Raw genomic sequence first — 13,437 nt, forward strand, 5'->3', positions numbered from 1 at the left:
CGTGCCTGGATCCGTCTCCCGCCCGGGGCCTGCCTCCCGCCCGGCGGGGCCGCCCCCGGTCCGGCGCCGGTCCGCCGCCCCGCGGAGGCGGGAACGGCGGGAGGACCGGGGTCCCGGCGGGGCCGCGTCCGCTCCGGACCGCCCTCAGTACCGGAACCCCACGTCCTGATAGCGCGGGGTCGCCAGGCCGAAGGCGCCCGCGTTGACCACGGTCGCCCGCGCCGCGACCAGTTCCGGGCGCTGGTAGAGCGGGATCGAACCGGCCGCCGCCCAGATCCGGGCGTCCGCGCGGCCGACCAGGTCGCGGGAGACCTCGGTGTCCAGCTCCGTCGACGCCTGTTCGAAGAGCTGGTCGATCTGGTCCGTCCCCACCCGGGTGTAGTTCTGCTCGACCAGCAGCGAGCCGTCCGCGGCGGGCTGCGGCTTGGCGAAGACGGGGCGGGCATCCGTCGAGGGGTAGGCGGTGGCGGGCCAGGCGTAGAGGGCGAGGTCATAGGTGCCGGCGGCGACATGGTCCTTGAAGTAGCCCGCGTCGGCGACCTTGGTGATCTCCGTGTGGATGCCGACGGCGTCGAGCTGGCGGGCGATGCGGTCGCCGACGGCGCGCAGCACCTCGGCACCGGAGCCCTCCGGCAGGACGAAGCGGAGGCTGAGCCTCTTGCCGTCCTTCATCCGCACCGGCGGCGCGACGGGCGCCCGCTTGCCGTCCGTGCCGCGCGCCGGTCCGTGCTCCCGCCAGCCCGCGTCCGCCAGGAGCTGCCCCGCCGTCTTGGGGTCGGTGCCGCCGATCGCGTCGCTGTGGTCCTCGTAGCCCTGCTGGCCGGCCATGAAGAGGTGGCTGCCCTGCGGTACGGCGGGCAGGCCCAGCGGGCGCAGAACCGATTCGGCAATGACCTTGCGGTCAAGGGCGCGGGCCACCGCGTGGCGCACCCGCTCATCGGCGAGGGCGCCCGAGGAACCGTTGAGGGCGAGCTGGGTGTAGGTCGGTTCCAGGGACCGGCGGACGGCCAGTCCGCGCAGCGGCCCGGCGGGCGGCGCGGCGCGCTTCTCCCCCTTCTTCCCCCGGGGGGTGTTCGCGGCCGTGATCCGGCCCGCCTCGGCGGCGCTCACCTCGGCGAGGTCGAGGCGTCCGGCGGCCAGCGCGGCGGCCCGCTCGCCCCGGGGCACGGCCCGCAGCACCAGCTGGTCGAGCTTGGCCCGGTCGCCCCACCACTTAGGGTCGCGGAGCAGCGCGAGGGTGCCCTGGCCGTTGTCGCGCGGCCCGACCCGGAAGGGGCCGGCGGAGACCTTGAGCTCGTTGCGCGCGCTGTCGTTGAAGGCGTTGGCGTCGCCCATGACGGACTTCGGGTAGAGCGGGGTGAAGAGGGCGGCCCAGTCCGCGCAGGGCCGGGCGAAGGTGACCTTGACCTCGTGGTCGTCCGCGCCCCGCTCCACCCGGTCGATCCGGTCGTAGCCGGCGTTGCGGGCCGTCCAGTATCCGCTGTCCCGGCCGCGCAGCGCCTGCCACTGGGCCTGGAAGTCGGCGACCGAGAGGGGCTTGCCGTCGTTCCAGGCGGCCCGGGGGTTGAGCCGGTAGACCACGACCTGCCGGGGGGCGCGCTGGACGACCTCGGCGGAGGCCAGGTAGTCGGGGTCGCGGCGCGGGCGGCCGTGGTCGTCCAGGGTGAAGAGGGCGGGCAGGGTGGCCGCGGCGACCCGCCGGGTGGCGGCGTCGGCGTCCGACTGGAAGGTGTTGAGGGTGGCCGGCAGGGCGTCCACGGCCCAGCGCAGGGTGCCCTTGTCGGCGACCTTGTCGCGGGGCAGGGCGTTGACGTCCCGCGGGGTGATCACGCCCGCGTCCCCGTCGTCCTCGGTGAGGCCGCAGGCGGCCAGCACCGGCAGCGGCAGCAGGATCCCGGCGGCCAGCAGGGCGGCGGAGCGGCGACGGAGCCGGGTGCGGATCGAGAGGGGGGCCATGGGATACCTCCGCCGGACGGGGACGGCTGCCGGATCGCGCGCATCCGGCGCAATGCGCCGTTGATCGCATCTACTGCTCACCACTGAATGTGACAGTCCGCTCGAACGCCCGGCGACACGGCGCCCCTCGGGGCCACGCCACCCACGTGGCCGAACGTGCGGCTGCCCCCGGGGGCGCGGCGAATACGCTCCCGCGAAGCCGCGATCGTGACCGCTATCTTCCGCTGGAGGGGTGTGACGCGCGACACTCTCTGTCGCATGAACGTCGCCACCCGCAACCGCCGACCGCGGAAGTGAGGGCAAGACATGTCCCTGAACGACGAAGTGACGGCAGTTCAGCGCTGCCTGGACGATCTGGGCCGGGCGCTGACCCGCCTGGAGAGCCATCTGGGCAACCGCGACCTGGAGCTGCGCCGCGTCCGCACCGACGCCGCACACCTGCGCGAGAGCATCACTCTCCTGCGGGACGTCCACCCCGCGGAGCGCCCACGCCCCGAGACCGTGCCGATCCCCGACGCCCCGTACGACGCCTCCCTCTGGAAGGACGCCGACGAGGAGGGCCTGGGGGCGCGCGACCGACGCGCTCCCTGACGGCACCGGGCACCGCGGCAGCCAGGCACCGACCATTCCCGCTCCTCACCGGAGTCCCCTTTGGCCACTGGTACCGACCCCCAAGCAGGCACCGCCCCCGCCGCCGGCGGAGCCTCCCCCGCGCGCGGCGGCGTCCACCACCCCTCGCGCGCCGCGATCGGCGCCCGTCACCTGCGCCCGGACCGCTGGTGGCTGGCGCCCGCGGTCACCGCCGCCGGGCTGTTCGCGTTCGTCGTCTACTCCACCTGGCGGGCCTTCGCGAACGACGCCTACTACGCCGCGCCGTACGTCTCGCCCTTCTACTCCCCCTGCCTCGCCGAGAACTGCGTCCCCATGAAGGGCGGCGCGGACTGGGAGGTCTTCGGGGCCTGGTGGGGCCTGTCGCCCGCCCTGCTGATCCTGATCTTCCCGCTGGGCTTCCGGCTGACCTGCTACTACTACCGCAAGGCGTACTACCGCGGCTTCTGGGCCTCGCCCCCGGCCTGCGCCGTCGCCGAACCGCACGCGAAGTACACCGGGGAGACCCGCTTCCCGCTGATCCTGCAGAACGTCCACCGCTACTTCTTCTACTTCGCGGTGGTCGTCGCGGGCATCCTCACCTATGACACGGCCCTGGGCTTCCGCGACGAGCGGGGCGAGTGGGGCCACATGGGTCTCGGCACCCTCGTCCTCCTCGCGAACATCGCGCTGATCTGGGCGTACACCCTCTCCTGCCACTCCTGCCGGCATATCGTCGGCGGCCGGATCCGCACCTTCTCCAAGCATCCGGTGCGCTATCGCATGTGGGGCTGGGTCAGCGCGCTCAACGCCCGGCACATGCTGCTCGCCTGGGCCTCCCTGATCAGCGTGGCGGCCGCCGACTTCTACGTCTATCTGGTCGCCAGTGGCGCCTTCGACGATCCGCGCTTTTTCTAGGAGGGGCTACTGATGTCGCGTACGGCACGACAGGACTGGGACGTGGTCGTGGTCGGCGCCGGCGGCGCGGGGCTGCGGGCCGCCATCGAGGCCCGGGAGCAGGGCCTGCGCTGCGCCGTCATCTGCAAGTCGCTCTTCGGCAAGGCGCACACGGTCATGGCCGAGGGCGGCATCGCCGCCAGCATGGGCAATGTCAACGAGGGCGACAACTGGCAGGTGCACTTCCGGGACACCATGCGCGGGGGCAAATTCCTCAACCACTGGCGGATGGCCGAGCTGCACGCCAGGGAGGCCCCCGACCGGGTCTGGGAGCTGGAGACCTGGGGCGCGGTCTTCGACCGCACCGAGGACGGCAGGATCTCGCAGCGCAACTTCGGCGGGCACGAGTACCCGCGGCTGGCGCACGTCGGCGACCGTACGGGCCTGGAGCTGATCCGCACCCTCCAGCAGAAGATCGTCGCCCTCCAGCAGGAGGACCACCGGGAGTACGGCGACCACGAGACCCGGCTGAAGGTCTTCCAGGAGTGCACCGTCACCCGCCTGCTGAAGGCCAGTGACGGCGGTGGCTCCGCCGCGGGCGACCGGATCGCGGGCGTCTTCGGCTACGAACGGGAGTCCGGCCGCTTCTTCGTGCTCGAGGCCCCGGCCGTGGTGCTGGCCACCGGGGGCATCGGCAAGTCCTTCAAGGTGACCTCGAACTCCTGGGAGTACACCGGCGACGGCCACGCCCTGGCGCTGCTCGCCGGGGCCTCGCTGATCAACATGGAGTTCGTGCAGTTCCACCCGACGGGCATGGTCTGGCCGCCGTCCGTCAAGGGCATCCTCGTCACCGAGTCCGTCCGGGGCGACGGCGGGGTGCTGCGGAACAGCGACGGCGAGCGGTTTATGTTCGGCTACGTCCCGGACGTCTTCAAGGAGAAGTACGCGGAGTCCGAGGCCGAGGGCGACCGCTGGTACAAGGACCCCGACAACAACCGCCGGCCGCCCGAGCTGCTCCCCCGCGACGAGGTGGCCCGCGCCATCAACTCCGAGGTCAAGGCGGGCCGCGGCAGTCCGCACGGCGGGGTCTTCCTGGACATCTCCAGCCGGCTGCCGGCCGAGGAGATCCGCCGCAGGCTGCCGTCCATGCACCACCAGTTCAAGGAGCTGGCGGACGTGGACATCACGGCGGAGCCGATGGAGGTGGGCCCCACCTGCCACTACGTGATGGGCGGCGTGGACGTCGACCCGGACACGGCGGCCGCGACCGGGGTGCCCGGTCTCTTCGCGGCCGGCGAGGTCGCGGGCGGGATGCACGGCTCCAACCGGCTGGGCGGCAACTCCCTCTCCGACCTGCTGGTCTTCGGCCGCCGCGCCGGGCTGCACGCCGCGCGGTACGCGGCCGGCCTCACCGGCCCGGGCCGGCCCGCCGTGGCCGACGCCGACGTGGAGGCGGCGGAGGCCGAGGCGCTGCGCCCGTTCAGCGCGGAGGGCGGCGGGGCCGGCGGGACCCCGGGCCCGGCCGAGAACCCGTACACCCTGCACCAGGAGCTCCAGCAGTCCATGAACGACCTGGTGGGCATCATCCGCAAGGGCCCCGAGATGGCGGAGGCGCTGCGCCGGCTGGCGCTGCTGCGCGGCCGGTCGCGGCGGGCCGGCGTGGAGGGGCACCGGCAGTTCAACCCGGGCTGGCACCTGGCCATCGACCTGCGCAACATGCTGCTGGTCAGCGAGTGCGTGGCGCGCGCGGCCCTGGAGCGCACCGAGAGCCGGGGCGGGCACACCCGCGACGACCACCCGGCGATGGACCGGCGGTGGCGGCAGGTCAACCTCGTCTGCCGGCTGCCGGCGGAGAGCGAGGAGGCCGATCCGCTGCTGGGGCTGATCGAGGTGGAGCGGCGTGCGATGCCCCCCATCCGGGGCGACCTGCTGGCGCTCTTCGAGAAGGACGAGCTGATGAAGTACCTGACCGACGAGGAGCTGACCGCACCGTGAGCTACGACGCCCACTTCCGGGTATGGCGGGGGGACGCGGCCGGCGGGGAGCTCGCCGACTACACCGTCGCCGTCCACGACGGCGAGGTCGTCCTGGACGTCATCCACCGGCTCCAGGCCACCGAGGCCACCGACCTGGCCGTGCGCTGGAACTGCAAGGCGGGCAAGTGCGGCTCGTGCAGCGCGGAGATCAACGGCAGGCCGCGGCTGATGTGCATGACCCGGATGTCGTCCCTCCCCTCCGGCGAGACCGTGACCGTCACCCCGATGCGCGCCTTCCCGGTCGTCCGGGACCTGGTGACGGACGTGTCGTTCAACTACGCCAAGGCGCGCGAGGTCCCGGCCTTCGTCCCGCCGCCGGGCCTGGCGCCCGGGGAGTACCGGATGAAGCAGGAGGACGTCGGCCGCTCCCAGGAGTTCCGCAAGTGCATCGAGTGCTTCCTGTGCCAGGACACCTGCCATGTGGTGCGTGACCACGAGGAGAACAAGGCCGCCTTCGCCGGGCCCCGCTTCCTGATGCGCGTCGCCGAGCTGGACATGCACCCGCTGGACGCGGCGGCCGAGACCGGCCTGGACCGCAAGCGGGCCGCGCAGGAGGAGCACGGCCTGGGCTACTGCAACATCACCAAGTGCTGCACGGAGGTCTGCCCCGAACACATCAAAATCACCGATAACGCCCTGATCCCGCTCAAGGAGCGCGCGGTCGACCGTAAGTACGACCCATTGGTCTGGCTGGGCAACAAGATCCGTCGGCGCGGAGCGTGACAGGGGGCGCGAGAAGGGGCGCACGCAGGCGCGAACACACACGGTCAATGGCCCCGAGCTCCCGGTAGCGGGTCGGACACTACCGCCATACGCTCACAAATGTGACGCGGCTTTCGAGGCGGTGCGTTCCGCCGGCGCCGGGCGGGCCCAGGGTCCGGGCCCTCCTCGCCCTCCTCACGCTGTGCGCGTTGCTGCTGCCGGGCCCGCCCGCCCGCGCCGACACCCCGCTCGACCTGGACACCGGGGGCCGGATCACCGACACCGTGGGCGCGCTCGGCCTCCGCCGCGCCCAGGTGACCTCCGCGCTCGACAGGCTGCACAGCACGCACCACGTCCAGCTGTACGTCACCTATGTACGGGACTTCTCCGGCCGCTCCGGGCACGACTGGGCGGACGCCACGGCCGACCGCAACGGCCTCGGGCCGCGCGACGTGCTGCTCGCCGTCGCCACGCACCGGCAGCAGTACGCCGTCTCGGCCGCCGGGGACTCCGGCTTCCGCCGCGCGCAGCTCGACGCCGTCGCGGCCACCGCGATCGCGCCCGCCGTGGCCCAGCACGACTGGGCCGGGGCGGCCATCGGCGCCGCCGACGGCTACGGCTCCGTGCTCCGGGGCGAGCCGGTCCGCCCGCCCGCGATCTCGCCCGGCGACAGCGACCCGGGCGGCGGCCTGGTGCCGCGCCACCGCCAGGTGTGGCTGCCCGTGGCCGTCGCCGCCGTGGTCTGCCTGACGCTCCTGTGCCTGTGCTCCCGGCGGGCGGCGCAGCGGCGGGATGGTCGCGGCGTTGTAGGCGGCGGGGTTGGCCGCGGCGATGCGTGCGGCCTGAGCCGCCGCAGGGGCCGCCGGCCCGGCGGGCCCGCAGGGCGGCGCGGGCGAACCGGGCGGCACGGCGGCACGGGCGGCACGGGCGGCACGGGCGAGCCGTACGGACCGGGCGGGCGGGGCGGACCCGGTGGACCGGGCCGTCGTCGCCACGTCCACCGAGCCCGGCCTCACCCGGATGGTCCAGCCGCTGACGCCGCTGCCCGCCCTGGACGCCGAGGCCGCCCGCTCGCTCGTCGAGACGGACGACGCCGTGCGCACCAGCGCCGAGGAGCTGCTCTTCGCCGCCGCCCAGCTGGGCGGCGCGGCGACCCGGCCCTTCGCCGAGGCCGTCGGCTACGCCAAGGGCGAGCTCGCCGACGCCTTCCGGCTGCGGCAGCGGCTGGACGACACGCCCTACGAGGACGAGGAGCTGCGCCGCCGCGCGCTGGACGAGATCTGCTCCCACTGCACCAGCGCCAACCGCCGGCTGGACGCCGAGTCCGAGGCGTTCGACCGGCTGCGCGGGCTACGGGCCAACGCGGCCGGCATCCTCGCGCACGCCGAGGCCGCGGCCCGGGCGCTGGCGCCCCGGATCGACACGGCCGAGGCGGCGCTCGCCGCCCTCACGGGCTGCTGTGCGGGCACGGCGCTCAGCGCCTTCGCCCGGCACCCCGCGGAGGCCCGGGACCGGCTGGCCTTCGCCACGGCGGGGCTGGCCGAGGCCCGCCGGGCCCTCACCGCCGGTGACGCCGACGGCGCCGCGGTCTCCCTGCGCGCCGCCGAGGCCGCCCTGTCCCAGGCCCGGACGCTCACCACGGCGGCCCTGCGGCGGGCCCACGAGCTGACGGGTACGGCGGCCCGGCTGCGGGCCGCCGTGCTGGACGCCGAGGCGGGGCTGGCGGCCGCCCGGAGCGGACCGGCCTCCGCGGAGGGCGCCCGGCGCGCGGCCACCGCCGAGCGGGTGCTGACCGGGGTGCGGCGCGACATGGCGGGCGGCCGGTACGACCCCCGGGCGGTGCTGCGGCGGGTCGAGGAGGCGGCGGCCTCGCTCGACGCGGAGGCGGCGCGGACGCCGGCGGCGGCCGGGCGGACGAGCGGCGGGCCCGGCGCCGGGTGGAGCGGGCGGTGCTGGCCGCCCGTGGCGAGGTGGCGGCGGCGCGGGACTTCGTCAGCACCCACCGGGGCGCCGTCGGCTGCCGCGCCCGCACCCGGCTCGCCGAGGCGGAGCGGCATCTGACCCGGGCCCGCGGTCTGCCGGCCGACGAGGGCCGGGAGATCCTGTCGGCGACCGGCCACGCCGACTCCCTGGCCCGCCAGGCCCGCGCGCTGGCCGAGCACGACGTCACCGACTATCTGACCGGAGGCGGCGCGGGGCGGCCCGCCCCGTACGACCCCGAGGCGTCCCGGCCCGCCCGCGCCCTGGGCGGCGCGCTGCTGGGCGGGGTCATCATCGCGGGCCTGCTGCCGGCGACCTTCGGGGGCGGGGCGACGCGGGGGCGGCTGGCGGACGGTGCGGAGGGCTGACGAGCCGCCCGCCCCCGTACGCGGGACGGCCGGCGAGGGCGGCTCCGCGACACTCCCGGTACGGGCGCCCGTACGGGCTCCGCGCGCCGTCCGCGCACGGTGGATCAGTCACTCAGAGTGGTGACGCGGTGTATCGCGCCGTGCACCGCGCGCGCATAATTGCAGAAGTGTCACAGGGAGTCGCCGCCCGCATGTGCGTCCAGCATCCCGATCACACGTCCCTGAACTGCAATTCACTACATCTAGTGAAACTCTGGCCAGACGTTGCGCAGCGCAACCCTGGGTTGCCAAGCTGTTGCGGACTGTCAACCCCTTGGGAGTGGACGTGGCCTTCGGTGACCAGCCCGCATACCTTCGAGTCGCCGGTGATCTTCGACAGAAGATCGTCGCAGGCGAGCTGCCGCCGCACACCCGGCTCCCCTCCCAGGCCCGCATCCGCGAGCAGTACGGCGTCTCCGACACCGTCGCCCTGGAGGCCCGCAAGGTCCTGATGGCCGAGGGGCTGGTCGAGGGGCGGTCCGGCTCCGGCACCTATGTGCGGGAGCAGCCCGTCCCCCGCGCCCTGGCCCGCACGGGCTATCGCACGGCCGGGGAGTCCACCCCCTTCCGCCAGGAGCAGGCCGACAGCCGGGTGAAGGGCACCTGGGAGTCCCGCAGCCAGCAGGTGGCGGTCGACACCGCCCTGGCCCGCCGGCTGCGGATCGCCACGGGCGACCGCGCCATGCGGACGGACTATCTCTTCCGGGCCGGCGGCGAGCCGGTGATGCTCTCGACGTCCTGGGAGCCCCTGGCCGTCACGGGACGGACGCCCGTGATGCTCCCCGAGGAGGGCCCGCTGGCCGGGCGCGGCGTCGTCGAGCGGATGGCCGCCATCGATCTGATCGTGGACAACGTCGCGGAGGAGGTCAGCGCCCGCCCCGGCCTCGCCGAGGAGGTCCTGCCCCTCGGCGGCGTCCCCGGTCACTACGTGGTGGTGGTCTCCCGGACGTATTTCGCCGGCGGCTGCCCGGTGGAGACGGCGGACATCGTCGTGCTCGCCGAGCGGTACCGCATCGCGTACCACCTTCCGGTGAAGTGACGCCCGCCGCCCTCCGGTGCGGCGACCCCTCCACCGCCCTCCGAGGGGGGGACCGGCTACCACCTTCCGGTGAAGCCGGTGTGACGCCGTCGTGAACCGGCCATGACGCACTACCCGCCGCTTCGTACCAGCGGGTAGGAACTGCGCGCTATGTCCCGCTCTGCCCCGATAAGGCAGGGCGGGTCTTTGTGTTGCAAACCTCACATACGGCCAGGTCAGAGCCTTTTCGCGGAATGTGGGCGTCCAAATCACTCATACGATGGCGCGGTTTGTGTCCTGCCGTGAGGGAGAAGAAAGAAAAGGAGATCCGGGGCTTGAGTACCGAACAGGGTTCTAACTCCAACTACCGCCGGACGCTCGGAACGACGGCTCTGACCGCCGTCGGTCTCGGGTCGATCATCGGCTCCGGCTGGCTTTTCGGTGCCGAGCGCGCCGCCGCGCTGGCCGGCCCTGCCGCCATCCTCGCCTGGGTCATCGGCGCCGTCGTGGCGCTGACCATCGCCCTCACCTACACCGAGCTCGGCTCGATGTTCCCCAAGGCCGGCGGCATGGTGCGGTACGGCCAGTTCTCGCACGGCTCGCTGGCGGGCTACATGGCCGCCTGGGCCAACTGGATCGCGATCGTCTCCGTGATCCCCGGTGAGGCGACCGCGTCGATCCAGTACATGAGCTCGTGGGACTTCTCCTGGGCCGAGCACCTGTACAACGGCAAGGAGCTGACCGGTTCCGGTCTCGCCCTCGCCAGCGTGCTGGTGGTCTTCTACTTCTTCCTGAACTGGTTCGCGATCACCCTGTTCGCCAAGACGAACAACGCGATCACCGTGTTCAAGGTCGTGGTGCCGGTGCTGACGGCGGGCGCGCTGATGTTCGCCCACTTCGACACCAGCAACATCACCGACCACGGCGGCTTCGCGCCGAACGGCTGGAGCGCGGTCTTCAGCGCGGTCGCGGTCGCGGGCATCGTCTGGGCCTTCAACGGCTTCCAGTCGCCGCTGAACATGGCCGCCGAGGCCCGTAACCCCGGCAAGTCGCTGCCGAAGGCGGTCATCGGCTCCATCCTGATCGCCCTGGTGATCTACATCGCCCTGCAGGTCGCCTTCCTGATGGCCGTCCCGGCCCAGGATCTGACCGCGAGCGGTGGCTGGAACGCGCTGGGCTACAAGTCCCCGCTCGCCGACCTCTCCATCGCCTGGGGCCTGAACTGGCTCGCGCTGCTGCTCTACGCGGACGCCTTCGTCTCCCCGTCGGGCACCGGCATGATCTACGCGGCCACCACCTCGCGCATGATCCACGGCGTCCAGGAGAACGGTCACCTGCCGAAGATCTTCGGCAAGGTCGACCCCAAGACCGGTGTGCCGAAGCCGGCCCTGCTGCTCAACCTGGGGATCTCCTTCATCTTCCTGGCCGTCTTCCGCGGCTGGGGCTCGATCGCCGAGATCGTCGGTGTCGCCACCGTCATCTCGTACATCACCGGCCCCGTCGCCGTGATGTCCCTGCGTCGTATCGCCCCCGGCATGAAGCGCCCGGTGAAGCTCAAGGCCATGCCGGTGATCGCGCCCATCGCGATGATCTTCGGCTCGCTGGTCATGTACTGGGCCCGCTGGCCGCTGACCGGCAAGGTCATCTTCATCATGGCCATCGGCCTGCCGATCTGGGCCTGGTACGAGCTGCGCAAGCCGTGGGCCGAGCTGAAGCCGCACCTCAAGGCCGGCGCCTGGATGGTCACCTACCTGCTCGTCATGGCCTTCGTGTCCTGGGCCGGCGGCGAGGAGTTCGGCGGCAAGGGCTACCTGGCCCCCGGCTGGGACATCGTGGTCGTCGCCCTGATCGCCGTCGCCTTCTACTTCTGGGGCGTGAAGAGCGCCTGGCGCAACCCGACGCTCGTCCAGGTCGAGAAGGAGATGACCGAGCTCGCCGAGGCCGAGGCCGAGGGCGGGGCGGACGAGTCCTCCGAGCCCTCGCTGACGAAGTCGTGACAGCCTGACCGGCTCCCTCTAGCACGAAGGGGCGGTCCAGGGTCCGTAACGGGCCCCGGACCGCCCCTTCGTGCGTCCCAGGACCACCCTGATGGCCGAATGCGTACCTCTTCGTGAAAAACCGTATCCGCTGCGTAAAGGTCGGGCGTACGCTCGGGCATATGCGGACTGCGGTTTCTCGGGGAGACGCCGAAAGGTGTGCGCCGGTGCGCGCACCGGCGGAAAGGCAGGGGCGATGACGGACAGCGGACCGATCCTGCCCTGGCTGGTGATCCGCGAGGACGAAAGCGGCAACCGCTACCGCGTCGGGCGTTACGCCACGAAGACCGAGGCCGACCAGGTGGCCGAGCGGCTGGACGCCCGCGCCCGCAGCGGGCTCTACATAGTCGAGCGGGTCGGCCGGGCCCTCTCCTGAGGGCGCCCGCCGAGCCCCGCTCCGCCCGCGCCCCCTCCCCCGGCCGCCGGGCCCGCCGACCGCCTAGGCTTGCGCCTCATGACGACGGTGCGTGTGGTGGTGGGCGGGGCGGTCTTCGATCAGGGTCGGCTGCTGGCGGCGCGGCGCAGCGCCCCGCCCGAGCTGGCCGGCCGCTGGGAGCTGCCCGGCGGCAAGCTGGAGGCGGGCGAGAGCGCCGAGCAGGCCCTGGTGCGGGAGCTCCGCGAGGAGCTCGGCGTCGAGGTCGAGCCCCTGGAGCGGATCGCGGGCGAATGGCCGCTGCGCCCTCCGTACGTGCTCCAGGTCTGGACGGCCCGGCTGGTCGACGGCGAGGCACGGCCGCTCCAGGACCACGACGAGCTGCGCTGGCTCACCCCCGACCGCGTCGACGAGGTCGACTGGCTCGACCAGGACCGCCCGGCGGTGGCGGCGGCCGCACGACTGCTGGCGGGGACGGACGCACGGGCGGGCTCGTAGGGGCGGGCGGGGCCGTGGGGCCGGGGCACGGCTGGGCTCGCAGGGTCCGGCGCGGACAGGCCCGTAGACACGGGGGGGCACAGGCAGACCCGTAAGCCCGGGGGCACAGGCAGACCCGTAAGCCCGGGACGCGGGCAAGCCCGTAGGCCCGGGTCCCGCGCCGGGCTCGCAGGGTCCCGGCGCGGGAAAACCCCGTAGGCCCCGGGGCCGACAGGCCCCTTTCGTACCCCGTTCCCCCGGCAGCCCTCACCCTCCGGACGAGCCGGATTCCCCGGCCCGTCACCCACCCCGCGTACCCCCCGCGTGCGCAGGCGGGTTACGCCATCCGTGTCACAGCCGACGGCCCCGGACCGGCGAAGAAGATAGTCAGCCCGCCATATCGGGTATGTGCTGATTATTCTCCCCGTACCCGGTCATTCCCGGGCGGGGCCGCAGCGGGTCTGGGAAGTGATCGGCGTGAGCGAGAGCGCGAGGGCCCTGGCGTCGACGCCCGGCTTCGCCGAGTGGAGCTTCCCCGCCGAGCCCGGCGCCGTACGGGCCGCGCGCGCCCTGGTGCGCGACACCCTGGAGGAGTGGGGCCTCGGCTCGGTCACGGATGTGACGGTGCTGCTGGTCAGCGAGCTGGTCACCAACTCCCTGCGGTACGCGAGCGGGCCGATCGGCGTCCGGATGTACTCCCACGCCGGGCCCACGCTGCTCGTCGAGGTGTCCGATCCGCTGCCCGATCCGCCCACCGAGCGCGTCGCCCACCCCGACGACGAGGGCGGCCGCGGCCTGCAATTGGTGGCATGCGCTTCGCGACGCTGGGGAACCCGCAGGGGAAACACCGGCAAAACAGTGTGGTTCGAGCTCAGCCTGCCCGGTTAGGAACCCGGTGAGGATACATAGCGGGTTGAGACCGTGCTGTGATCGTGAAGTCCGTGTTCCGAAGGGCCCCTGTGCTGGA

12 protein-coding genes and 1 pseudogene are annotated in these 13,437 nt (G+C 73.2%); 12 read left to right on the forward strand and 1 reads right to left on the reverse strand.

Annotated features, from left to right (window positions below; all coding sequences use genetic code 11):
• Positions 1-144 precede the first annotated feature (144 nt).
• Complete coding sequence (locus tag AF335_RS26000) at positions 145-1,956, reverse strand: ABC transporter family substrate-binding protein (RefSeq protein WP_102920824.1); 1,812 nt, start codon at positions 1,954-1,956, stop codon at positions 145-147.
• Between the two features lie 306 nt (positions 1,957-2,262).
• On the opposite strand from AF335_RS26000, the gene AF335_RS26005 reads away from it, so the two are divergent.
• The 12 genes and pseudogenes from AF335_RS26005 (at position 2,263) to AF335_RS26060 (ending at position 13,358) form a co-directional block, all read left to right on the forward strand.
• Positions 2,263-2,547, forward strand: a complete 285-nt coding sequence (locus AF335_RS26005) for a hypothetical protein (protein ID WP_102920825.1) — start codon at positions 2,263-2,265, stop codon at positions 2,545-2,547.
• 60 nt (positions 2,548-2,607) lie between these two features.
• Complete coding sequence (locus AF335_RS26010) at positions 2,608-3,462, forward strand: hypothetical protein (protein WP_102920826.1); 855 nt, start codon at positions 2,608-2,610, stop codon at positions 3,460-3,462.
• A gap of 12 nt (positions 3,463-3,474) precedes the next feature.
• Positions 3,475-5,436, forward strand: a complete 1,962-nt coding sequence (locus AF335_RS26015) for a fumarate reductase/succinate dehydrogenase flavoprotein subunit (RefSeq protein WP_102920827.1) — start codon at positions 3,475-3,477, stop codon at positions 5,434-5,436.
• Positions 5,433-6,200 carry a succinate dehydrogenase/fumarate reductase iron-sulfur subunit gene (locus AF335_RS26020; RefSeq protein WP_102920828.1) on the forward strand — a complete coding sequence of 256 codons (768 nt, stop codon included), beginning with the start codon at positions 5,433-5,435 and terminating at the stop codon, positions 6,198-6,200. Before AF335_RS26015 ends, AF335_RS26020 begins: the two co-directional genes overlap by 4 nt.
• A 293-nt stretch (positions 6,201-6,493) precedes the next feature.
• Positions 6,494-6,739 (forward strand): annotated as a pseudogene (locus AF335_RS35955) (TPM domain-containing protein); the annotation flags it as partial.
• 412 nt (positions 6,740-7,151) lie between these two features.
• Complete coding sequence (locus AF335_RS35215; protein ID WP_102920829.1) at positions 7,152-8,240, forward strand: hypothetical protein; 1,089 nt, start codon at positions 7,152-7,154, stop codon at positions 8,238-8,240.
• Positions 8,129-8,527, forward strand: a complete 399-nt coding sequence (locus AF335_RS26035) for a hypothetical protein (protein WP_102920830.1) — start codon at positions 8,129-8,131, stop codon at positions 8,525-8,527. The genes AF335_RS35215 and AF335_RS26035 overlap by 112 nt, the downstream gene beginning before the upstream one ends.
• Before the next feature lie 325 nt (positions 8,528-8,852).
• Entirely contained in the window at positions 8,853-9,605 is a 753-nt protein-coding gene (locus AF335_RS26040) for a GntR family transcriptional regulator (protein ID WP_102920926.1), read from the forward strand.
• A gap of 314 nt (positions 9,606-9,919) precedes the next feature.
• A complete protein-coding gene (locus tag AF335_RS26045; protein ID WP_228773106.1) occupies positions 9,920-11,581 on the forward strand; it encodes an APC family permease in 1,662 nt (553 codons plus the stop codon).
• A gap of 235 nt (positions 11,582-11,816) precedes the next feature.
• A complete protein-coding gene (locus AF335_RS26050) occupies positions 11,817-11,996 on the forward strand; it encodes an SPOR domain-containing protein (RefSeq protein ID WP_095581425.1) in 180 nt (59 codons plus the stop codon).
• Between the two features lie 78 nt (positions 11,997-12,074).
• Complete coding sequence (locus AF335_RS26055) at positions 12,075-12,491, forward strand: (deoxy)nucleoside triphosphate pyrophosphohydrolase (protein ID WP_102920832.1); 417 nt, start codon at positions 12,075-12,077, stop codon at positions 12,489-12,491.
• Positions 12,492-12,938: 447 nt separating this feature from the next.
• Positions 12,939-13,358, forward strand: coding sequence for an ATP-binding protein (locus AF335_RS26060; RefSeq protein WP_107503496.1), 420 nt, complete (start codon positions 12,939-12,941; stop codon positions 13,356-13,358).
• The last annotated feature ends 79 nt before the right edge of the window (positions 13,359-13,437 follow it).

It is taken from the genome of Streptomyces eurocidicus, assembly GCF_002891295.1.
GTDB classification, from domain to species: Bacteria; Actinomycetota; Actinomycetes; order Streptomycetales; family Streptomycetaceae; genus Streptomyces; species Streptomyces eurocidicus.